The sequence below is a fragment of the Rhodococcus sp. FH8 genome, from assembly GCF_019266085.1.
GTDB lineage: Bacteria > Actinomycetota > Actinomycetes > Mycobacteriales > Mycobacteriaceae > Rhodococcus_F > Rhodococcus_F qingshengii.
This window is the reverse complement of sequence record NZ_LPNQ01000065.1, coordinates 148,646-171,194: the sequence shown is the minus strand read 5'-3', so window position 1 is coordinate 171,194 and position 22,549 is coordinate 148,646. Positions and strand designations below refer to the sequence as shown.

General features: G+C 64.7%; 13 protein-coding genes. 6 read left to right on the top strand and 7 right to left on the bottom strand.

Annotation, left to right across the window (positions count from 1 at the left end; all coding sequences use genetic code 11):
- Window positions 1-10 precede the first annotated feature (10 nt).
- From ATN38_RS15110 to ATN38_RS33090, 4 genes are all read right to left on the bottom strand, one after another.
- The gene (locus ATN38_RS15110; protein WP_007726692.1) at window positions 11-1,594 is read right to left on the bottom strand and encodes an MFS transporter; all 1,584 of its coding nucleotides are present in this window, start codon (window positions 1,592-1,594) and stop codon (window positions 11-13) included.
- Window positions 1,595-1,698: 104 nt separating this feature from the next.
- Window positions 1,699-3,183 carry a dynamin family protein gene (locus ATN38_RS15105; RefSeq protein WP_054187122.1) on the bottom strand — a complete coding sequence of 495 codons (1,485 nt, stop codon included), beginning with the start codon at window positions 3,181-3,183 and terminating at the stop codon, window positions 1,699-1,701.
- A complete protein-coding gene (locus tag ATN38_RS15100) occupies window positions 3,180-5,048 on the bottom strand; it encodes a dynamin family protein (RefSeq protein ID WP_007726689.1) in 1,869 nt (622 codons plus the stop codon). Before ATN38_RS15100 ends, ATN38_RS15105 begins: the two co-directional genes overlap by 4 nt.
- 123 nt (window positions 5,049-5,171) lie before the next feature.
- Window positions 5,172-7,469 (bottom strand): IniB N-terminal domain-containing protein, encoded by a 2,298-nt coding sequence (locus ATN38_RS33090; RefSeq protein WP_218748194.1) that lies wholly within the window; start codon window positions 7,467-7,469, stop codon window positions 5,172-5,174.
- A gap of 336 nt (window positions 7,470-7,805) precedes the next feature.
- On the opposite strand from ATN38_RS33090, the gene ATN38_RS15090 reads away from it, so the two are divergent.
- From ATN38_RS15090 to ATN38_RS15070, 5 genes are all read left to right on the top strand, one after another.
- Window positions 7,806-9,533, top strand: a complete 1,728-nt coding sequence (locus tag ATN38_RS15090) for an Hsp70 family protein (RefSeq protein WP_218748192.1) — start codon at window positions 7,806-7,808, stop codon at window positions 9,531-9,533.
- A gap of 14 nt (window positions 9,534-9,547) precedes the next feature.
- Entirely contained in the window at window positions 9,548-11,983 is a 2,436-nt protein-coding gene (locus ATN38_RS15085) for a LuxR C-terminal-related transcriptional regulator (RefSeq protein ID WP_218748190.1), read from the top strand.
- Window positions 11,984-12,094: 111 nt separating this feature from the next.
- Complete coding sequence (locus ATN38_RS15080; protein ID WP_218748188.1) at window positions 12,095-13,345, top strand: hypothetical protein; 1,251 nt, start codon at window positions 12,095-12,097, stop codon at window positions 13,343-13,345.
- 108 nt (window positions 13,346-13,453) lie between these two features.
- On the top strand, window positions 13,454-14,794 hold the full coding sequence (locus ATN38_RS15075; protein WP_042452237.1) for a S1 family peptidase: 1,341 nt from the start codon (window positions 13,454-13,456) through the stop codon (window positions 14,792-14,794).
- Between the two features lie 225 nt (window positions 14,795-15,019).
- Window positions 15,020-16,330, top strand: a complete 1,311-nt coding sequence (locus tag ATN38_RS15070; protein WP_007726683.1) for a S1 family peptidase — start codon at window positions 15,020-15,022, stop codon at window positions 16,328-16,330.
- Window positions 16,331-16,409: 79 nt separating this feature from the next.
- Here ATN38_RS15070 and ATN38_RS15065 read toward each other — a convergent pair whose 3' ends face one another.
- On the bottom strand, window positions 16,410-17,060 hold the full coding sequence (locus tag ATN38_RS15065; RefSeq protein ID WP_003943407.1) for a glycine zipper family protein: 651 nt from the start codon (window positions 17,058-17,060) through the stop codon (window positions 16,410-16,412).
- A 359-nt stretch (window positions 17,061-17,419) separates the two neighbouring features.
- Between ATN38_RS15065 and ATN38_RS15060 the strand changes: the two genes are divergently transcribed.
- Window positions 17,420-20,602 carry a (Fe-S)-binding protein gene (locus ATN38_RS15060; RefSeq protein ID WP_218748187.1) on the top strand — a complete coding sequence of 1,061 codons (3,183 nt, stop codon included), beginning with the start codon at window positions 17,420-17,422 and terminating at the stop codon, window positions 20,600-20,602.
- A 172-nt stretch (window positions 20,603-20,774) separates the two neighbouring features.
- On the opposite strand, the gene ATN38_RS15055 is transcribed toward ATN38_RS15060, so the two are convergent.
- Both ATN38_RS15055 and ATN38_RS15050 read right to left on the bottom strand, forming a co-directional pair.
- Window positions 20,775-21,230 carry a hypothetical protein gene (locus ATN38_RS15055; RefSeq protein WP_003943690.1) on the bottom strand — a complete coding sequence of 152 codons (456 nt, stop codon included), beginning with the start codon at window positions 21,228-21,230 and terminating at the stop codon, window positions 20,775-20,777.
- 45 nt (window positions 21,231-21,275) lie between these two features.
- Window positions 21,276-22,454 carry a DUF6745 domain-containing protein gene (locus ATN38_RS15050; protein ID WP_218748186.1) on the bottom strand — a complete coding sequence of 393 codons (1,179 nt, stop codon included), beginning with the start codon at window positions 22,452-22,454 and terminating at the stop codon, window positions 21,276-21,278.
- Between the last annotated feature and the right edge of the window lie 95 nt (window positions 22,455-22,549).

Sequence of the window (22,549 nt, the reverse complement as noted above, 5' to 3'; positions counted from 1 at the left end):
CAGAGCGCGCTCAACTCTTCTCCGCGGCTAGATCGGATTCCGCTGCGTACTGCGCCAGCAGGACTCGTTCGCGCTCGCGACGCGGATAGAAGAACGTCACCACCGCGGCACCGGCACACACGATGATGATCGCCGCGATGTAGGCGTTTGTATCCCCGTCCAGGAAGGCGTTTTTGGCGGCGGTCATGATTTGGTCCGCGTATTGCGGGTAGCGTTCCGCGAGAACTTCGGCGCTGGAGAAGGATTTGGTGAGCGCGGCCTGAGTTTCGGGAGTCACTTCGGATGCGTTCGGCGAGGACGAGATCGCATTTCCCAACGATTTTGCGTACCCGGCCGTGAGTATTCCGCCGAGAATCGACTGCATGATGGCGCCGCCCAGGTCGCGTTGCAGGTCCGAGGTTCCCGACGCCATACCAGCGCGGTGCACGGGAACGGATCCGGTCAGCGAACGCGATGCCGGTGTGCCGGCCAGACCGACGCCGATGCCGACAAGCGCATAGGCCAGCGCGACCTGCCAATACTGTGTGCTTTCGTTCCACAGGAACAGCGCGACGAACAACCCGAGAACCACGAACAGGTAGCCGGCGAGCAGCGTGACGCGGGCGCCGTACCTTTCGATCATGGTCGCCGAGCGCGGCGCGACGATCACCATCGCCAGCGCAGCCGGAATGATCGCCGCACCGGCTGCCAGCGTCGAGTACCCGAGGACGTTCTGCAGGAACTGCTGGCCGATGAACATCGCGCCCATGAGCGAACCGAACACGACCAACCCACCCACCGCCGCGACCCAGAACGTCGGGCGCGCAGCTACGTGAAGATCGAACAGCGGATTGGCCGCGCGTCGCTGTTGCAGGAAGAACCCGATACCCGCGACAACTGCTATCGCCCCGAGCACCAGAGCCAACGTGCCCGAACCCTTCACCGGCGCAAAGTTGATGGACAACACCAGCGCCCCGATGAAGACGATCGACACTATGCCGCCGAGGTGATCGACTCGCTCGGTCGTCTCGTTGACGTGAGCGGGAACCAACACCAGGGAACAGATCAGTGCCACAAGGGCCAAGGGAAGGGTGACGAAGAAGACCGAACCCCAGTGAAACTGCTCGAGCAGCGCCCCCGAGACGATCGGACCGAGTGCTGAAATCGCGCCACCAATTGCCGACCACATGGCAATCGCCTTGGTTCGTGCCGGTCCGGCCCACAACGCCGTGATGATTGCCAGCGTGGTCGGGAACGCCAGACCTGCCGAGACGCCTCCGACTATCCGAGCGAGGAACAGCACTTCGAAGTTCCCGGCGAATCCCGCCACGATCGACGCCGGAATGGACAGCGCCATGCCGGTGACCAGCAACATCTTGCGGCCGTATCGGTCTCCCAAGGCCCCCAGGTAGAGCACCGTTCCGGCCAGGCCCAGCGAGTAGCCGACCGCGATCAGGTTCAGTTGCGTCTGACTGGCGTCGAAAGCCCGCCCGATATCGGGCAAAGCGACATTTGCGACCGAGAGATTGAGGTTCGCGACCGCAGCGACCAGGATGAGCGTCCCCAGGACGAGGGTGGCTCGATCCGGTGAAGCGGACTTGATGTCACTCGCCATGCGCGTGCTCCCATCGAGGTGGGACCCGAACCTGGGAGTTATGTCCGGATCATCCCGAACTTAAGATAGAACCCTCGTCCGGCGCTCGCATAGTGAACGGGTCCCTATTCGGGCACAATTTCAGCCAGGACGCCCTCGGCGCTGCGGGCGGCGACCAGGCAGGCGCGCGAGGTGAACCTGTCGAAGAGCGGATGTCTGGACAACTCGCGCCATCTGCGGACAGCCGCCGTGGCCCGCGCACGCTGCACCTCCGGCGATTCTTCCGGTTCGCAGCCCAACCGGTCACTGGCCCGGATTCCGTAGCCGCCGATCAGTCTTTGCAGTTGCGCCAGGTCGTCGGGTGGCAGATCCGTGTGTACCGAACGAAGACGCCCGAGCAGGCGAAGTTCGTGAAAGCCGTGAACATCGGCAAGCAACCGTTGCGCCTCCGCCGCGATCTGATCGCCTTCCTCGCTCGGATCGGCTTCGAGGATTCTTCCCAGCGTCACCAGCGCCGTGTGCGATTTGAGCTGATCTGCCCGCTGCCCGAATTGAACGTCGATCACCTGACGCAGTTCGTCCAGGCCGCTGCGCTCCAACAATTCGGCCGCCAGGGACGGTGAATCAGTGGCCCCCAACTTGATCGACGTCACGGCGAGGCGAATTCCGAAGAGCCCGAACCGATCGGCCAATTGCGCCCGCATGGCCGCATCGACCGGCAGCGGACTGTCCTGCCTGGCAAAGCGATCCGCGGAGAGGAGCGCAAGGCTCAGATCCTCGGCCGGAACCTGCGCGAGCGCCGAGAAGGCCGCGAACTCGCTCTGCCTCATCGTCCGAGCAGCGAGCGCGAGCAGACCTGCCACCGGAACCACCGACTGGCACAGGCCGGTTCGCTCCAACTCCTCGGCAAATCGCGCCGCGACGTCCTTCGCCGAAGACAACGCGTCGAGCCTGCCTGCGCCGACCTCATCGGCACGCGAGAGAACTCCGATCACTCCGAGTGGCCCGGATTCTCCGCCCACGTGATCCGCGATCTTCCCGAGGAACTGCATGTCACTGGCGTTGAGAGCCCGCAGGAGGTAGACCACTGCATCCGCGCCCGGTGCCTCACCGTCGGGAACGAGCATGTCCCAGGTGCGGGCCGAGACCTCGGTCGAGAGCGACGAGGTGCCCGGTGTGTCGATGATCGTCGTACGAGCCAATGCCGAAGACGGCCAGTCGACGTCGATGCGGTCCACCGAGTCTGCGGTGTACTCGCCCAGATCGAACGTGAGCCTGCCGTCGCGGCGCGTCACCGGCACGTTGAACTTGGCACCGTTCTCGGCCGTCGCGGTCACCTGCGGCGTCGTCCCGTTCCGATACCAGGTGACGACGCGTGTGCATTCCGTCGCGTCGGTAGGCGCTATATCCTGTCCGACAAGCGAATTGAGCAGCGTCGACTTACCCGCTTTGAGGGAGCCGGCGAGCGCCACCCGGAGTGGCTCGTCGAGCCTGGCCGCACATTCTTCCAACTGGGCGCGCGTCTGCGGCTGATCGGCGTAGGCACGTCTGGCGTGGTCGATCAGGGCGTGTGCCGACTCCACTGCGGTCACGGTGGTCGTGGCATTCATGCGTTGGTCACCTTTGCCGAGGCAGGAGCGGGAGTTTCGCCGATCAGCGTTCCGGCAACGGCGTCGAGCTCCGCGACGACGCGCATGTCGGTCTCCAGACGCTTGATCCGAGCGGCATGTTCACTCGACTCCAACTGCGCGGCTTCCTGAGTGGCGCGGAGGGATTCGTTGATCGAGCGCAGCGCCTGCTCGGCGATGTCGGTGAAGTGATCACGCAACAGCCGCTGCACCAGGCGTAGGCGATCCTTCGACTCCTTGCCCACCTGGAAGCTGACGTCGTCGGCAAACCGTCGGATGGCCGCTTTCGCCTCAGCGCGACGCTTGAGCACCTGAGCCTGCTTGTCTTCACGATAAGCCTTGGTGCCCAGCAGAACCCCGGCGCCGATGGAGATCGGGTTGACCAGAGCCATGCCCATCATCGTGGTGATCAAGCCGAACATGAGCACGCCGCCGTACGAGCCGCGCATGCCGACCAGGACTTTCTGAGTGATGCCGATTCGGCCGGATTCGAGGTCCGCCAATGCACCGACCGGTTCCAGGAAACCGTCGGTGTCGGCGACGTCGAGATGCGGGAGCGCGACGTCACCGGTCTCCGCAAAGTGCTGCGCCACAACTTCTGCCAGCCACTGTGCGCGATCATGCGCCCACACGAAGTTGTCACCGATCGCGGTGGCGATCTCCTGTTCGAGCCACTCCCCCACGACGTCCCAGTCCTTACCGGGATCGCCTTCGTCGACCGTCTCCTCGGCCTGGCGGGTCACCCGGCGCAACCGGTCCCGGAGGTCGTGATCGATGTCGGCGGCGAGGTCTGCGATGCCGTCACCGAGGCTCTGCTGCCACAGTGAGGTCTTCTTGTGCAGTTCCTCGGCCGCTGCCCGGGCACGCTGCAGTCCCGCGACCGCTGCCTGAGCGGTCGACGGATCCTTCAGCGCCGCAAGCTCACTGCCCATCTCCAACGTCAGATGCGCTGCCGCAGAACGCACATCCATCGCAACTGCGCGTCGAGTATTCGATTCGGCACGCGCAACGACGTTGTCCCGCAAGAACTGATAGAGGTCCAAAAATCCGGATTCCGCTTCGAGTTCCTTGTCCCCCAGCCTCAGCGCGTGCGAGCGCAGTACCGAGGAGATCGGAATGAGCGGCAGATCCAACCCGGCACGCTGGAGATGTCCGCGATCGGCGTCGAGGATCTGCCGCCAGTGCGGGTACAGATCGGTCTTGCTGATCAGCCCGGCTACCGCAGGACACAGATTGACGACCTGGCGGATGAATCCCAGCTCCGGTTCGGTGAACTCCTGGCTGGAGTCCGACAGAACCAACACTGCATCGGCCGCAGTGATCAATCCCAATGTTCCTGCAGCATGAGGATTTCCATGACCGCCGACACCAGGGGTGTCGATCAGAACCAAACCGTCGGCCAACAGCGGACTGGGAACACCCACTTCCACACGCAGAACCTCACGCCCTTCGGCGCGAGGCGTGGCCGGGGTGATCCCCATCAGTTCCTCGAGCGGGAGGGGCACCCGAATGGGCGCCGCACCCGGATCGGCGAGAATCAGTTCGGCGACCGCGGTCTCCGCGTACTGAACTACCGTCGCCACGGCCGTGGTCTCGTCGTCACCGACCGAGCACACGTCGATGCCTAGCAGAGAATTGACGAACTGGCTCTTGCCCTGCTTGAGGGGTCCGACCACCACGATGCGAATACGCGGGTCGTTGACTCTCACCTGAGCGTTCTCGAGTCGGCGCACCAGATCCGTGCGCCCGAAATCCTTCGCCACGACGGCTGTTCGTTCGAGCAACGACGCCGTCGACGACGCGACGCGCGCCTTCCGGCTGCTTACCTGACTCGCTGAATCACTCATGAGCTACGTTGACCCGCAATTCTTCCCGACTCGAATATCCGGCCCTGCGAACGCATAGCGCACGCAGGGCCGGATTTGTTACATCAGGTCATTTTGACCGATTTCAGTTCCTACGTCAGCAGATCAGGGATGCAGGTGATCGACAACCGCAACCGGGTCGATGTGATCGACCGGCGCTGCAACCGAATCCTCGGCGAAGAGCGAGTGTTCGGTATCGGCGCTCAGACCCGAAGTGGAACCCGAACCGAAAGCATCGGTCGCATCGATCGACGACCACGGGTTCAGCGCACCGGTCAACGAACTCGTCAGGTCGGACACTCCGCTCACTGCTCCACCGAGGGATCCGCCCAGGTCAGCGACTCCGCCGCCGCCAACGGTACCGCCGCCGTCGACTGTGCCACCGGCAGCTGCGGCTGCGTCGGCACCGATCGAACCCGTCACGTCGGTGACTGCTCCGACAGCCCCGCCGAGCGATCCACCGAGATCGGTGACGCCGTTCAGTGCGCCGCCGAGCGACCCACCCAAACCAGCCGCAGCGTTCGTGGCCGCGTCGAGACCTGCTGTTGCGTCGAGACCTGCTGTTGCGTCCAGAGCACCGCCCACAGTTGCTCCGAGATCACCGGTCACAGCGCCGAGGTTCAGGCCGTCCGCCGCGATGCTTCCGAGATCGACGGATGGCAGTTCAGCGGAGATCGGGCCGAGGTTCACAGCGCCGAGGTCGACGGAGGGCAAGTCGGCACCGATCGAACCGGTGTCGATTCCGCCGAGGTTCAGTGCCGTGTCCAGCGCTCCACCGAGTGCACCTTCGGCACCGAGAACGCTGTCGAGAGAGCCCCCCAGCCCGAGGCCCGCGCCCAGCGCACCGTCCAGCGCGCCGGTCAGGTCCGTGCCCACGGAACCGACAGCACCCAAGCCGCCTGCACCTGCGAGGGCGGTTTCGAGAGCCGCAGCGACACCGGCTGCCAAGCCTGCTTCACCGCCCAGACCGAGTGCACCACCGAGGTCGATTCCGGTAAGTCCGCCTGCGCCCAGCGCTGCGTCGAGAGCGCCGCCGAGACCGCCCGCGAGCCCGGCATCGACGCCGAGTGCCGAACCGAGAACACCCTCGAGGGCCGTCGACAGATTCGCGCCTCCGCCCAGAGCTGCCGCGAGGTCTGCGCCGAGACCACCTTCGAGGTCGAGTGCTCCCCCGAGCAGTCCACCGAGTGCGCCACCCAGGTCGGCTCCGACCGTTCCGCCGGCACCGAGGGCGCCGGAGAGTGCCGCGCTGAGCTGCGCGCCGAGGTCTGCGCCGCCGCCGAGTACGGCGTCGAGGTCGAGTCCGCCGCCGAGACCCAGTGCTGCGTCGAGTGCGCCGCCCAATGCAGTTTCCAGACCGCCGCCGACGCCGAGTGCTCCGCCGAGGGCGCCACTCAGGGCAGCACCGAGATCGAGGCCGCCCGCGATATCGGTGAGAACGCTGACATCCGTGATCGCGCCGAGGACGCCGCCGAGCGATGCACCCAGATCGGCGCCGATCGTGCCGCCGGCTCCCAGGACGCCCGAGAGCGCGCCGGACAATGCCGTGCTGAGGTCGCCTGTCAGAGCGCCGGCAAGATCCAGGCCGCCGCCGAGTGCAAGAGCGGATTCCAGTGCGCCGGTCAGGCTCGCGCCCAGTTCGCCGCCGATGTCAAGGAGACCGCTGAGGTCTGCTGCGCCGCCGAGGAGTCCACCGAGAGCCAGGCCGAGATCGGCTCCGAGGTCACCACCGATGGCGAATACGGGTGCGAGAGCTCCGCTGAGCCCTGCCGTCAGGTCGAGTCCGCCGACTGCGCCGATCGCGGCGTCGAGGGCTGCTCCCAGCTCCGCAGTCAGGCCGCCGGTCACACCGAGGGCGCCGCCCAGAGCCGCGCTGAGCTGTGCGCCCAGATCGAGAGCTCCTTCGAGATCGAGTGCGCCGCCCAAACCGAAACCGGCTTCGATCACAGCGCCGAAGGCTGCGCCGAGTTCGGCACTGATCTCGCCACCGATGGCAAGCGCAGCGCTGAGGGCTGCTGCGAAGTCGCCGACCAGGTCGAACTGGCCGCCGAGGGCGCCTCCGACTCCGATTCCTGCACCGGCGCCGAGACCCAGGCTGCCGCCGAGGCCACCACCGAGACCACCGGTGAGTCCACCACCGAGACCACCGCCGAGTCCGAGACCGCCGCCGATTGCACCGGCAGCGGACGCACCGGCGTTGACGATCGCGGACAGGTCGGCGCCGCCACCGGCAAAGAGTCCGGACTCGGCGACCAGCGGAGCGACCGCGACGATGTCGGCGGGGCTGACGTCGCACAGACCGGCAGCATCGAGTGCCGCGGTCGGGTTGGCGCAGTAGTTGGCAGCTGCCTCGTCGTCACGAAGTAGCCCGAGGATGAATTCGAGTACGGCGTTCGTTGCCATGGCGGGTTCTCCTGAAGTTCGTTGACCGGGTTGTTGCCGGTGGGTAGTTGCCGGTGGTCCGGAAACTGGTGCGCTGCCAGAGGTAGCGAGTGGAATCAACGCTAAGAACTTTTGCGACTGGGGCCAACGGGGAGCACCCCCCTCTTCTCCAGGGACAGGTGGGGAAGCCCCCCCATTGGGCTACGCCCGGTCGGAATAGGGGATTTGCCCCGATTAGGGGATCGGTCCCCTACTTCGTCGCGACGCCTCCGATCCGGTAACGATCTAGGTCCTGAAACCGACATCGCAGACAACCGCGACAGTCCTTCTGTCGCCCACGACCAGGGGAGTTCGTTCATGGCGGCAGGGCTCGGCATCAGCATCGGTTCGGCCACTCTCGTAGCTGTCACCGACGGCTCGACCGGTGAAACGCAACAGGTCCGCTTACCCAGTGCGCTGCAATTGGACGACGGATCCGTCATCACCGGATTTGTCGAGCGCGTCGGAGACCCGATTCCGATACTTGCCGCCGACGGTACCGAGTACCGCGGCGAGGCTCTCGCGGCGACAGCGGTCGGCGCACTGGTAGACCAGGCAGGCGGTAACGAAGGGCCAACTGTCGTCCTGGCTCACCCGGTGGGGTGGAACCGCCACACAGCACGCACCATGGAGTCCGCTCTGGACGACGCCGGGGTTCACGGGGCGACTCTCGTCGCCGAACCCGCAGCCGTCATGGCGTGGCTCGCCGCTTCCGGAACTGTCGTCAGCGACGGTCTGACCGTCGTCTACGACCTCGGTGCTCGCTCGCTCGACGTCACGATGATGTCCACGACCGACGGACGAAGCGAGATATTCGGTAAGCCGCTGCGCAGCGAGGACATCGGCGGCGACGAATTCGATCACCTCGTCACCGTTCACCTGCTCGATGCGGTTTCCGACCAGTTCGCAACCCTTGATCCCTTTGCACCCGAGACGATTGCAGCGCTGGAAACTCTGCGCGAGCATGCCCGCGCAGCCAAGGAGGAACTTTCCACCGAAACGGAAACCGTTGCCCGCGTGGCGCTTCCCGGTGCCGTCAGCGACGTTCGACTCGTTCGTTCCGAACTCGAAGATCTGATCCGGCCCGCCCTCACCGAATCGGTGGCATTGGTTCGCGAAAGCCTGCGATCTGCCGGCGTCGAGTCCAGTGACGTCAATCAGGTTGTCCTGGCCGGCGGAAGCTCGTCCATTCCCCTTGTCGCCGAACTACTGTCGGCGGAGCTTCGTGTCCCGGTGATCGCCGACGCCGATCCAGCGTCGTGCGCGGCGTCCGGCGCCGCGGCCCTCGCACTCGACGCCAGAGACTCGCAAGTACCGGCCGCCGCCACTACAGTGATTCCCGCCGAGCCGTCTCGCAAGCCCGCACCAGTTCCCGCCTTCTCCACTCCGTTGCTTGCCGAGCCGACCGACGAAGAGAACACGGCGACTCGACGCTCGTCGAGGGTCGGCGTCGTTGCTGCAGTGGTGGGAGCATTCATCGTGCTCGCCGCAGGCGGGCTCGGAATCGGAACTGCCATGGACAAGATCAACGTTCCGTCCAGTTCGGCGAACACCACCAGCGAGTCCACCTCCTCGACCGCATCGACCACCGCGGGCTCTACTCCCGGCAGCACCACGGCAGCGGAAGCGGCAGGCACCGGATCCACGACTGCGAACAACGGCACTCGAAGCAATCAGCCCGGTTCTCCTGCTGCCGCAGGCGGCTCGACGACGGCGCCGGGGGCAGTTCCGGTTGCCGGCGCACCGGCGGGATCCTCGCCCGCACCGGGCGAGACCGCTCAGTCGGCGCCTGCACCTGCCGCACCCGGCGCCCCGGCGCCCGCACCTGCTCCCGCCCCGGCACCAGCGCCCGCACCTGCGCCTGGAGCCGGCGTCGGGACCGGTGTCGGTGACGCTGCGACCGGCATCGGAAACGGAGTCGGCGGTCTGGTCGACGGTGTCGGCAACGGAGTCGGCGGCGTGGTCGGAGGTCTCGGTAACGTCGTCGGTGGTGTCGGAAACGTGGTCGGTGGTGTCGTCGGCGGCGTCACCGCACCGATCCGCTGACCGGCGGTCTTTCGATGAACCGTGACAACGGCACCGAATCGTCGTTCATCGCAGGACTTTTGCGCGACGTCGACCTGACTGCATCGCCACTGCGCCTGTTCGTCACCGGGACCGATGCCAGCGCTCGGCCCCAAGTGACGAGGGTTGTACGGAAGCGAATCGAATCGGGTGCTAAGCCCGTGGTCACCGCAGTCACGCATGACGTCCCCGCCGACGCGATTGTGGTGATCGCGGACGCGCAAGCTCTGACCTCCGATGAAATCCGTGCCCTGAAAGAGCTTGTCCAACGTGACGACCTCGGAGTTGTCGTAGCCTCCGATCGGATCGATCCACCACTCGCACCGATCTACTCGAACATCTCGAGTTTCGGCACCGTGTTGCATCTGAACCCGTTGAACCGAAACGATATTCGGAAGATCGCGGCCGAGCGAAGAGTCCCGCTCGACGACCGCGCCGTGGTGGCGCTCGAGGATCTGTCCGGTGGTTCCTTCGGGGCGATCGAAGCGTACTTCGCCGCCGCCTCGGCAGGCCGCCCGGAAATGCCGAACGCCATACGCACACACATCCTCCACCAGGTCACCGCTCTGCATCCGATCGAGCGCGAGATCCTCGAAGTTTCACTCGCCGTCCCGGACATCGACGCCTTCGAGCTCGATCTGGGACAGGAGAAGTTCAGCCTCACAGCTGCATTCGACCGGGCACTGGCGACCGGACTGTTCGGTTCGCGATCACCACTCGTCGCGAGCGTGCTCGCCGAGTCGACGAGCACCGGGCGTATCCGCAGCGAGCTGATCAGAATCGTCGAATCACGCGCACACACGAGAACCCTCGATATCGACACAGCACGAAGACTTTTCGACTCCGGCATCCGCCACCGCGATCTCACGGGTGTACTACGAGACGCCGTCGAGGCGAGCACGCCGGCGGTCGCGGCAGATCTCTTTCGCCGCGTGAATTCGATCGAGCCTCTCGGCGTGGCCGACACGCTGCTGTACGCCCAGGTCTCGGCTCGCAGTGGTGACCTCGACACTGCCTGCCGTCTGGCCGATTCCGTCATCGCCGCACCCGATCTCGACGACGCGAGATTGGCTGCGGCGGTGCGAATCCGCGCAGCTTCGTCCGCAGCATGCGGCCAACTCGGCGCCGCTGCAGATCTCTACACCTGGCTGGGGCCAGGGCGCACCGGAAACGAATCCCCCTTCGCCGCAATCACTTTCCTCGGCATCGGCAAGGTCGATGACGCGAACGCGGCGCTCACCGGGCACACCGGATCACCGTCGAGCTCGACGGTCGGCGCTACCACACTGGCCAACGGACTGATGCAATCGGTCACCGGGAGCGCGCCGAGTGCGCTCAACACGATGTCGCGCGCACTCTCGCTCCCCGGCGGAGCCGACACATCTGAATTCCAGCCTGATTCCGCCCCGGCGCTGGTAGCTCTTGCACTCCTGCACAACGGCGCCCATGAACGGGCCGCCGCTGTCGTCACGGCCGCGATCGCCGCCGACGACGCATGCAGCCACACGTGGGCGCGACTTCACCTTCTCGGCGCCTGGATCGCGATGGTCCGCGGGCAGGACGCGATTCTCGAAGACCTACCGCAGGAGGTAGTCCGCGGCCCCCTCCGTGAGCGTGACGCACTGTTTCTGCATGCTCTGATCGTGGGTCTTGCTCGGCGTTCCGGCGATCTCGCCCAGCTGCGTCGAGCTTGGTCGGGCGCGGCAGGCACCCTCTCGTCCTGCAGCGTTGATCTGTTCGATCTGCTTCCCATCGGCGAACTGTGGCTTGCGGCAGTACGGCTCGAGGAGACCGAGCAGGTCGAGCATCTCGTCGACGACGCGCGCTCCCTCCTCCGCGCGCTCGGCGAGCCGCCGCTGTGGTCGTCGCCGCTGCATTGGTACGGCGTCCAGGCGTCGATCCTCTCGCAGTCGCCGGCCGATCTCCTCCCACACGCCCATACACTCGCCGAATCAGCCAAAACTCACACTTACGCAGCCGGTTTGGCGACCGCCGGACGCCAGTGGCTCCTACTCATGCAAGGCAACGTCGACGCAGACGATGTCGAAGCCGCCGCACGAACGCTCGGTCGGATCGGACTCCCGTGGGACGCCGCTCGCCTCGCCGGCGAAGCAGCGCTGCGCACCCCGGACACCAAATCGGCCACGGCACTGCTCCACGTTGCGCGCTCGCTACGCACAACGTCGACGGCCGAGACGAGTGCAACCGATACCGCCACAAGTGCGGCGCCACCGTCGGTGTTGACCGAGCGCGAACAAGAAGTTGCCGAACTCGTCGTCGTCGGACTGACGTATCGGGAAATCGGCGAACGCCTCTACATCTCCGCTAAAACCGTCGAGCACCATGTCGCACGGATCAAGCGGCGCGTCGGGGCGCAGTCTCGTTCGGAACTGCTCACCATCCTTCGCAGCATGACACCGCCGAACAAGTAGTTAGCTGCATATTGTCCAGAGGGTTGCGTATATCCGTTTAAGTGATAGTTTTCACAGGAATCAGGACATGCCTGCCGAGCAAAGTTCGGTAACTGTGAAACGGGGATCGCTATGAAGTGGGGAGTCGGACTCGCCGTCGGCAACAAACGAAGCATTGCTGCGATCGCGAGACCTGACTCGGAGCTGGTGACCCTCGAACGCGAATCGGTTCTGCACCACGCCCCCGACGGCACCGTGCAGCTAGGCGGAACCGCGGCGGGGTCCACCGGGTTGCGCGGGTTCCTCGACAGGGTCGGCACCGACGATACCGACAACTTCTCCGAGCACATGACGCGAGGGGAGGAACTGGTAGCGACAGCGATGTATTGCCTGGTCAAGGAAGTCCGGACACTCACCGATCAGGACCTGAACATCTCTGCGGTGATCCCCGCGGGTTGGTCGAGCGATTCCGTCGACGTACTGCGCGGCGCACTCGACAGCATGAATCTCGACGGCGTCGAACTGATTTCAGAAGATGAAGCCTCTGCGGCTTGGCTCGCGGATCCTGACGCCGACGACCGTGCTGCTCGCGGAGCCGCAGCGTTGGCCGCACCCTTCTCGATCACCTCTACCTGTCCCGAACCCCAGCCAACCGATTTTGCCGAGCCAGAGGACACCCCCGAAGAGTTTCCGCCGTTCGTTCTGATCGAACCGGAGCCGGAATCCGGCGTGGAGGCACCGGTCACGAAAGAACCGAGCATCGACGGTTGGCTGAATCGCCAGTGGCGGTGGGAGCGCCGACCGATCATCGCCGCAGCAGCCGCCGCAGTCTTTCTGACGGTGTCGGGTTGCGCGGCCGCGGTCATCATCGGACACACTCCGACCATTTCAGCACCCAGGATTCTCGACGCACAGTCTTCCCTGTCCCCCGGGACGGACACAGCTGCCACCCCGACGAGTTCATCCGGGACAGGCACGCAATCAGCGACCTCACCTCCACCGGAAGTACCCGCTCTCGGCGCGCAGCCGACGGCGCAGTCGTGGGCATCCGAAGCGGAATCGACCTCATCCGAATCCCAGCCCATCCCGGTGAGTCCGGGCACTGGTACAGAGAAATCCACTACGGCGAACGTCCCCGCGCAACAGGGATCGCCGATCACCATCCAGATCGATCCCCTTCGGATCGAGAACCTGCCGCCGGTCGTCGGACCGCTGGATCCGGTCGATCCGGATACCCCGGACACTCCCGCCGTGACCGACCCCACTGATACACAGACAACGCCGACGCAGCCGTCCAACCCGACCGACACAACCGATCCGGTGGTTCCGAATCCCGACATGCCCGTCATGCCATTGGCCCCGAGACCCGGAATGCCAAGTTAGACAGAATAATTCGACTTGCCGACAACAGGCACATATTCCTCGTCGAAACTTTCCCCTATGGTGGGTGCGGTACCTACCGGCTCGGTGCCGGGGACTTGAAGGGATTTCATGCGTAACTCGTTGGCGATCCGCACCGCTGTGGTCGGCGCCTCGGCACTACTGCTCGCAGCTCCATTCACCACGACGGCATCGGCAGAGCCCGCCTCCGACACGCATGTCGAACAGCTCGGGGCAGATCAGCTTCCGGCTGAGCTGGTCGAGGCGATCACACGCGATCTGAAGATCTCCCCACAGGAGTATCTGGACCGCGCTGCCAAAGCTCAGGAACTCGGTGCATACGCCCAGGAATTCAAGTCCGAGCGCCCTGGCGACTACGCCGGCTCGTGGATGGGACTCGACGGTCAACCCGTCGTAGCCGTCACCACCACCGAAGCTGCACGCATCGCGGCCGACGACGGTTACCGCACGCACGTCGCCCCCGTCTCCGCCGACACTCTCGAGAAGACGCTGGCCGACGTCAACGGATGGATTGCCGGGCTGCCCAAGGAAATCTCACGCGCAGTCAATTCGGCGACTATCGACGTCCTGAACAACCAGGTCGTCATCGACGTCGCGAACAGCCCCGTCGGGCAGGCGCTCAATCTTCCGACCCTGCTCGAGAACACCAAGATCGTTCTCAGCCCGGACGGTGGCGGATCGGTTGATCCCGGAGCACTCGGCGGCGACACCTACATCACGTCGACAGGCCCCATTCGCGAGACACCGACCGAGAACATCTCGGTCTGCTCGTTCGGGTTCAACGCCGTCGACGATCAGAACAATGCTCTCAATATCAGTGCCGGACACTGCAATCCGGCCGAGGGTTCGAAGTCGCCCGTCTACCTGCCGAATCACGCGAACGTCGACGACAGTCAGTTGATCGGAGCATTCTCACAGTCTTCCGTCGGCAACAACGCCGGCGATCTCGATTACTCGGTCATCAAGTTCGACCAGTCCGGCATCGACGCGGGCCTCGACCGTGCTGCCGTCCGCGGTGCCAACGGGACCACCCTCGCGATCACGGGAACAGCACGTCCCGTGATCGGCGCTCCCATCTGCAAGTCCGGCCAGACGTCGTCCTTCACCTGTGGTGTCGTGGCAGCCGATCGCGTCGAAACTCAACTGGTCATGGCGGACGGTGATTCACGAACCGTTCGCGGATTCGCCGGTACCGCGTGCACCCTCGCCGGGGACAGCGGCGGCGCCATCGTCTCCGGAACCTTGGCTCTGGGCATCACCAGCGGCTCCAACAGCAGCGGAGCACCCAGTTGCAACGAAGCGAACCTGGTACTGGCGACCTCCGGTGGAACCTCGAATCTGGGTATTCCGGTCGGAGACATCCTCGACGCGGCGGATCGCGCTTCCGGTGGCGGTGTCGGTGCCGGAATCCGCGTCCGCACTGCAGGTTGACCAACCACTGATTCACGCACTGTGCCCGCCGATCCGTTTCGCGATCGGCGGGCACAGTGCTGTTGTCGGTCGGGGTCAGCGCTGTCTGCTCATGTAACGGGTGGGAATAGCGCGTTCGAACCCATATAGTCATGGTCGACTGTGATCGGCTCACCACAAGTCCGTGAGCCGTATCCGTGTGCTCCCAGGGGGGTGGTACGCGGTCAACGAAGTGGAAAGGCCCACATGCGAAGCTCCATCGCACGTCGCGCCGCAGTGTTCGGTTCGGCCGCGCTGCTGCTCCTCGGACCGATCACCGCGGTCGCGAACGCAGAACCGAACGAATCCGGGGTATCCGATCAGGCAGCCCATCTGCCCGTCGAACTCGCCGAAGCCCTACAGCACGACTTGGCGCTGACGCCCGACCAGTTCGTCTCGCGTTCCGAACTCGCGCAGAAGCTCGCGGAGTTCGCCGCCATCGCGCGCGTCCAGTTTCCCGACTCTTTTGCCGGAGTGTGGCTCGACGACCTCGGTAAGGGCGTAGTCGCTCTCGCTGACGGTCGAGACAAGGATGCTGCCCGCGAGGCCGCCGAGAAGGCCGGTTTCGAGGTCAAGGACGTCGCGCAGAGCGAGCAGGCTCTGCAAAGTCAACTCTCGGCACTCAACACCTGGCTCGATTCGCAGCCTGCCGAGGTCGCAGACCTCGTGCGTGGCATTGCCGTCGACGTCGTCGGCAACGGAGTCGCCCTCACCGCCGATCCTGCCGCCGGCATCGAATTGCCTGAGTTCCTGAAGCGGACCGTCGTCCATACCGCTGCTCCGCTACTGGTTCCCCCGATCGTCGCGGACCTCATCCCCGCAACCGGATCCGCAACCGGCGACGCCGCACTGGGCGGAGACGCCTTCGGCGCAACCTCCGGTAACACTGGACTGCGTTGTTCGTTCGGCTTCAACGGCACCGACGGTTCAGGGCGCACGGTCAACATCAGCGCCGGTCACTGTGATCCCAATCGCGCCGCTGCCGGCACCTCGAACTCCAGCCAGGTCTTCCCGATGGTGAACAACCAGACCGGGCCCCGCGTCGGGTACTTCGCCAAGAGCAGCTTCGACGGGCGCGACTACTCGATCATCAACATCGACGACAACGCGAAGTACCGCTTCGAGAACAACAGCGTGCGGGTCCCGTTCAACCGCTCGGTCAACATCACCGGTACCGCCGATCCTGTCGTGGGCGCCCCGGTCTGCAAGGCAGGATCGACCACGGGCTTCAGCTGCGGCGTCGTCACCGGCGTCAACCGCGTCGCAAAGGTTTTGGATCACACCCTCGACAACGGCTTCACCACCAACATCTGCGTCCTGCAGGGTGACAGCGGTGGCCCGATCGTCTCCGGAACATTGGCAGTGGGCATCACGAGTGCGTCCAACGTCGCCACCTCTCCCCTGTGCGAGATCGCTCAGGCAGAGACACTGTTCGGGCAAGAAGCCCCGACCCAGTACGCGACGCCGATCAACGACATCCTCGCCGCCAACCCAGGCCTGAAGGTTCGCGACTACTGATCACACGCATTACTCGAGACAGCAAAACGGGCGCCACACCTTCTGAAGGTGTGGCGCCCGTTTCGGCGTTCGTGACGTTCTACTGGAAGAGAGTTGTTCCAGCCGGAGCGTTCAGAACCTTGATCAGGTCCAAGCCCGCGACGACGGCAGTTCCGCCGCCGGCGAGGATGGTACCGGCGACTCCACCGATACCGGCCCCTGTGACCATGCCGGGCAGGCAGCCGACGACCAGGCCGGGCAGACCCACGATGCAACCGATGACCGCCCCGACGATCGTGCCGGTGAGGCTACCGATCTGCGTGGCAAGCCCGAGCTGTGACTGGAACTTCTCGATTGCCTTCTGATCCTCGTCAGGCGAAGCAACCGGGGTGAACTCGGCAGCGACCGGCTTCGGCTTGGAGCTGGCCGGGTCCAGGTTCGGCTTGAGGGTGAGGGTCTTGCCGTCCTCACTGACGGTCTCGTCGAACGGGAACTGAACGTCGCCGAGGTTGAACGCGAGCGGAAGGCTCACGAGAGTTGCGCCCTGGCTGTTCTGCAAGTCGACGTGAGTTCCGTCGCCCGAGACCCGGAATGCTCCGGCGTCGATGGTGGTGACAACGGCCTGGTCGACGACCTCGGCGGTGTACGAAACGTCGGGTGACGTCTCCGGAGCTGCGTAAGAAGTACCTGCAGCGATGCCCGTAGCGGCAATGGTCATCGCTGCGACGGCCGCAGCTTTTCGAATGAACATTTTTGATCCTCCCCGGGATCGGGCGGGCGTCAGTCGATGACTCACACCACCCGTTTCCCCTGTGCGTGACGGGCGTAACGATAACAGCCGGTCGGTTGTTCTCACCTGCTCGGAACCCGAGTTAGGGCTGCCTGACAGATGGACACCTGACGGGCACCGCCTAACGTGACGACCAGACATGTCTGCGTCTGGCCCAGCCCGTCCGACGCAGAAGATTGATCTCTCCAGGCCACGAGCGGTTACCAGCCGGTACCTACAGGCTGGTAATGCTAGTTACTGGCGGGTAACATAACGCAGGTTAGTATCAGTGGGCTGTCCCGAGGTGGCCGACGCGTCGCCCTGAAACGAAAGGCCGCGACATGAATGCCCTGACGATTACGTTGGGCACGATTGGTGCTCTGCTGAGCTTGGTGTGTTGGTACATCTTCCTCTCAGGCGCGCTGAGGATGTTCAACACCGTGCGCATCGGCCAGTCGGCACCCGATCGATGGCGCCCGTTCTTCCCTCGCTTCAAGCAGATGATCATCGAGTTCATCGCGCACACGCGCATGAACAAGTTCCGCAGCGTCGGCTGGGCCCACTGGCTCGTCATGGTCGGCTTCCTCGGTGGGTTCCTGCTGTGGTTCGAGGCCTACGGCCAGACGTTCAACCCCGAGTTCCACTGGCCCATCTTCGGTAACACGTGGGCGTGGCACCTGTGGGACGAGATCCTCGGCCTGGGCACCGTCATCGGTATCACCACGCTGATCGTGATCCGTCAGCTCAACCACCCGCGTCTGCCCGCGCGCCTGTCCCGTTTCGGCGGCTCCAACTTCAAGGCTGCCTACGTCATCGAAGGCATCGTCCTGCTCGAGGGCCTGGGCATGATCATGGTCAAGGCAGGCAAGATCGCGACCTACGGTCACGCCAACCCGTGGACCGACTTCTTCACCATGCAGGTCGCGAAACTGCTTCCCGCCAGCCCCGTCATGATCTCGGTGTTCGCATTCGTGAAGCTGATGACCGGCATGATCTGGCTCGCGATCGTGGGCCGCAACATCACCTGGGGCGTCGCGTGGCACCGCTTCTCGGCGTTCTTCAACATCTACTTCAAGCGTGAAGACGACGGCACCGTCGCCCTCGGCGCGGCAAAGCCCATGATGTCCAAGGGCAAAGTCCTGACGATGGAGAACGTCGACCCCGACACCGACACTCTCGGCGCCGGAAACATCGAAGACTTCTCCTGGAAGGGCTGGCTCGACTTCACCACCTGCACCGAGTGCGGTCGTTGCCAGTCCCAGTGCCCCGCGTGGAACACCGGAAAGCCGCTCTCTCCCAAGCTGCTCATCATGTCGCTGCGTGACCACGGCTACGCCAAGGCCCCGTACCTGCTCGCTGGTGGACGCAAGGACATGGGCGGCGACGAGATCGGTCTCGTCGACAGCGAAGGCAATGTCAAGGAAGGCGCCCTCGCAGCCATCCCCGAGGCGGCACGCCTCGAGGCCGACCGCAAGCTCGTCGGTGAAACCGTCGAAGGCGAGATGGCCCCGGTCATCGACGCCGAAACCTTGTGGAGCTGCACCAACTGCGGCGCCTGCGTCGAACAGTGCCCCGTCGACATCGAACACGTCGACCACATCATCGACATGCGTCGCTACCAGGTCCTGATCGAATCGGAGTTCCCCTCCGAGCTCGCCGGCCTGTTCAAGAACCTCGAGAACAAGGGCAATCCCTGGGGTCAGAACTCCAAGGATCGCCTCAACTGGATCAACGAGATGGACTTCGAGATCCCCGTCTTCGGCAAGGACGCCGACAGCTTCGAGGACTACGAGTACCTCTTCTGGGTCGGCTGCGCCGGCGCCTACGAAGACCGTGCCAAGAAGACCACCAAGGCCGTTGCCGAACTCCTCGCCACCGCGGGAGTGAAGTTCATGGTCCTCGGCGCCGACGAAACCTGCACCGGCGACTCCGCACGTCGTGCCGGCAACGAGTTCTTGTTCCAGCAGCTCGCGATGCAGAACATCGAGATGCTCAATTCGGTCTTCGACGGTATCGAGCAGAAGAAGCGCAAGATCGTCGTCACCTGTGCGCACTGCTTCAACGCCCTCGGCAACGAGTACCCGGAGGTGGGCGGCGACTACGAGGTCGTGCACCACACTCAGCTGCTCAACCGTCTGGTGCGCCAGAAGAAGCTGATCCCGGTTGCGTCCGTGAGCGAAGACGTCACCTACCACGACCCGTGCTTCCTCGGACGCCACAACAAGGTTTACGACGCTCCCCGTGAACTCATGGAAGCCTCAGGCTCCAAGCTCGTCGAAATGCCGCGTCACGGCGAACGTTCCATGTGCTGTGGTGCCGGTGGTGCTCGCATGTGGATGGAAGAGAACATCGGCAAGCGCATCAACGTCGACCGCGTCGACGAAGCGCTCTCCACCAACCCCAAGAAGATCGCCACGGGTTGCCCGTTCTGCCGCGTCATGCTCACCGACGGCGTCACTGCCCGCCAGGAGCAAGGCCAGGGCGAAGGCGTCGAGGTCGTCGACGTCGCGCAGCTGATGCTGAACTCCGTCACTCGTCTCGATCCCGCCCAGCTCGGCGAGAACATCAAGGTGATCCCGCGCGAGAAGGCACCGGTCGCTGCTGAGGCAAAGGCTGAGACCGTCGAGCAGGATCGGGTCGCCGAAGTCGAGGAAGCTGCCGCGACTCCGGAAGCCAAGGCTGCACCGGCAGGCAAGGGTCTGGCCATGAAGGGCCTCGCCAAAGCACCAGGTGCAAAAGCTCCCGGTGCCAAGGCACCCGGCAAGGGGCTCGGAATGGCCGGCGGGGCCAAGGCTCCCGGCGCCAAGAAGGCGGCTCCCGCCGCAAGCGCGGAAGCTCCCGCTGACGAAGCTGCTGCACCGGCAGCACCTGTCGCAAAGCCCAAGGGTCTCGGCTTGGCAGGCGGGGCCAAGGCTCCCGGCGGCAAGGGACTGCAGATGAAGGGCGCCGCCAAGGCACCCGGAGCAAAGGCTGCTCCTGCTTCTGAAGCACCTGCTGCTGCTCCGGCAGCTGAGGCTGCTGAGGCTGGTGCACCCGAAGCTGCTGCACCCGTCGCCAAGCCGAAGGGTCTGGGCCTGGCGTCCGGCGCCAAGGCACCCGGCGGCAAGGGACTGCAGATGAAGGGTGGGGCCAAGGCTCCTGGTGCAAAGGCTGCTCCTGCTTCTGAAGCACCTGCTGCTGCTCCGGCAGAGGCTCTGGCAGAGGCTCCGGCTGCACCGGCAGAGGCTCCGGCCGCCGAGGCGGAAGCCCCGAAGGCTCCGCCTGCTGCCAAGGCCGGCGGACTCGGATTCAAGTCGGGCGCAAAGGCTCCCGGTGCCCGGAAGGCAGCTCCCGCTGCGGCCCCGGCGCCGGCTGCAGAGGCCCCGGCTCCCGAGGCCGAACCGGTGAAGGCAGAACCCGCCGAAGCGCCTGCTGAGGCGTCCGCACCCGCGGAAGCTCCGGCGCCTGCTGCCGCGCCGCCCGCCCCCAAGGCAGGCGGACTCGGATTCAAGGCCGGCGCGAAGGCTCCTGGCCGCAAGAAGTAAGCGCACCACACGCGAATGCCCTCACCGTCACGGTGAGGGCATTCGTGTTTGTGCGGGAGCCTTTGCCGACCGAGCACCCTTTCCCTCGACCCAACACACCGTCCAGCACACGGAAACCGGTGCTCGCCCTATGCAAGTGGTGCCCACTCCCCGCCAACTCGAGGCCGGCGTGTCAGTCGGCGACAAGCATCACCGCACCGCGCGCACGCCCGACGCCCCTTTCCTGCTGCCGGCCGATGACGTATCGCCCCGGAGCGATTCCGGTCGCGCCGTGCTCCGGATGGATCAGGTACGCGGTCACCCGGGTGTCGAGCATGCCGAGTGCAAGGCCCCGAGCATCTTTCACCGGCGTCGACCACGTGCACTCCCCTTCGTCTGCAACCAGACTGTGGGGGTTCCCTCCCGCCGCACTTCGCAGCAGTTCCACGCCGGAGAGCGGCACTCTCACAGAGCGTGTCCATGGCAGAGGCGCCACGATATTTGCGAGCAGCGAAAACGGGATCACGATGAGATCGCCTTGCGCCTGAAGTCCGTCGATCACAGGAATGGACACTTCCTGGTCCAGGTAGTCGAAGACATCGAGGCCGGTGAGGCTGGTGAGAGCGGACAAGGTCATGTTCGAGTTCATAAGTATCACCCAAGGTTTGAGGATTGAGGGTAGAGGGTTCGAGATTCAGGTTCGACGAACGAGACGGGAATAGTCGGTACCGGTGATGCCGTAAGTCCATCCGGCGGCATCCAACGCGGAGGTAAACCATCCGGGTACGTGAAGGCCGTATCGACGCCGATGCCCGTCGCGTTCGAGAGAACCGTTGACCGCGAGGAGAATCCGTCCACTTCGACCCCAGCCCTCCGGCGACGCGTAGAGCTGCAGCAGGCAACCGGCGTTACCGGGATCGTCGGTTTGGTCGACCAGTGTCAGGCCCGCCAGCTCGATGTAGGAATCCCACCCGATCCGCTCGATTGCACATCGACGGATCTCTACATTGCGCTCGTGTGCGATGCGTTCGGCGGTGGGGTCGAGCACCACCCAGTCTGGAACGATCGCTCCGTGTAGAACGAACGCCTTTGTACCGTCTATGAATTCGATTGCGGGGGAATCAGAATGATGCAAGCGCCGTGCCCCCTGCGCGCTGCCCGGAATCGGTTCGGCATGTAAGGCAGTGGGTCGTTCCGCCATGATGCACACGTCGTCGAACGCCCACCACCACCCGGTCGAGTCAGCCAGTGCGGTCTGCACGTCGAGGAGTTCACGGTCTTCCGAGCGGAAGGTCGCAAGACCGAATCGATGGCATGTGTCGTAGTACGCGATTCGATGTGCGTCCTGCTGCCCGTACCAGGTCACTTCCCCGGCCACCGGGGTCAACATCGTTCGTATCGCAGCTGCGACGCCGTCGAACAGCGTGGTGTGCAACGATTCCCAAATGGACGCCCTGATCAGGCGCTCCCCCTGCCGGCGTTCCATCTGCCAGCCAGTTCTCCGACATTCGATTCGCGCGTCCATGCGTCGGCGCGATGCCGCAAACATGCTCGCGATATACCCGGAAGCGCAGTCGAGGCCGGTGCCGTCCAATGACATCTTGGTCGACAGTCCTTCGGTGACGATCAGGTCCGAACCAGCAGACGGCGACGGGACCCAGACGAACTCCGGTTTCGGGAGCCCGGAGCGTCGATACAGTTGCGCGACAGAGGCTTCTGCGGTGTTTCGATCAGCAGGACGAGTACACAATCCGCGTTTCAGCCACACGTCGCGGATCTTTTCCAGGGCCAGACTGTCTTCATCGAAGAGATTGAAGTTCTCGGGCAATGTCGCTCGATGTGATGCCGACGAGCGAATCGGTGCGGCGCTCACGCGACGGTGGCGGTGTCCGCCTTTCCTGTAGTCATAGTTGAACAGCCTGGCACGCGAACGCTCCGGACGCAAGGGTTTCCTAGAGCGCGACACCG

Bases quoted from the DNA above. Each gene is read 5' to 3' on its own strand.
- ATN38_RS15110 (WP_007726692.1), bottom strand. From the start codon at position 1,594: ATGGCGAGTGACATCAAGTCCGCTTCACCGGATCGAGCCACCCTCGTC.
- ATN38_RS15105 (WP_054187122.1), bottom strand. From the start codon at position 3,183: ATGAATGCCACGACCACCGTGACCGCAGTGGAGTCGGCACACGCCCTG.
- ATN38_RS15100 (WP_007726689.1), bottom strand. From the start codon at position 5,048: ATGAGTGATTCAGCGAGTCAGGTAAGCAGCCGGAAGGCGCGCGTCGCG.
- ATN38_RS33090 (WP_218748194.1), bottom strand. From the start codon at position 7,469: ATGGCAACGAACGCCGTACTCGAATTCATCCTCGGGCTACTTCGTGAC.
- ATN38_RS15090 (WP_218748192.1), top strand. From the start codon at position 7,806: ATGGCGGCAGGGCTCGGCATCAGCATCGGTTCGGCCACTCTCGTAGCT.
- ATN38_RS15085 (WP_218748190.1), top strand. From the start codon at position 9,548: ATGAACCGTGACAACGGCACCGAATCGTCGTTCATCGCAGGACTTTTG.
- ATN38_RS15080 (WP_218748188.1), top strand. From the start codon at position 12,095: ATGAAGTGGGGAGTCGGACTCGCCGTCGGCAACAAACGAAGCATTGCT.
- ATN38_RS15075 (WP_042452237.1), top strand. From the start codon at position 13,454: ATGCGTAACTCGTTGGCGATCCGCACCGCTGTGGTCGGCGCCTCGGCA.
- ATN38_RS15070 (WP_007726683.1), top strand. From the start codon at position 15,020: ATGCGAAGCTCCATCGCACGTCGCGCCGCAGTGTTCGGTTCGGCCGCG.
- ATN38_RS15065 (WP_003943407.1), bottom strand. From the start codon at position 17,060: ATGTTCATTCGAAAAGCTGCGGCCGTCGCAGCGATGACCATTGCCGCT.
- ATN38_RS15060 (WP_218748187.1), top strand. From the start codon at position 17,420: ATGAATGCCCTGACGATTACGTTGGGCACGATTGGTGCTCTGCTGAGC.
- ATN38_RS15055 (WP_003943690.1), bottom strand. From the start codon at position 21,230: ATGAACTCGAACATGACCTTGTCCGCTCTCACCAGCCTCACCGGCCTC.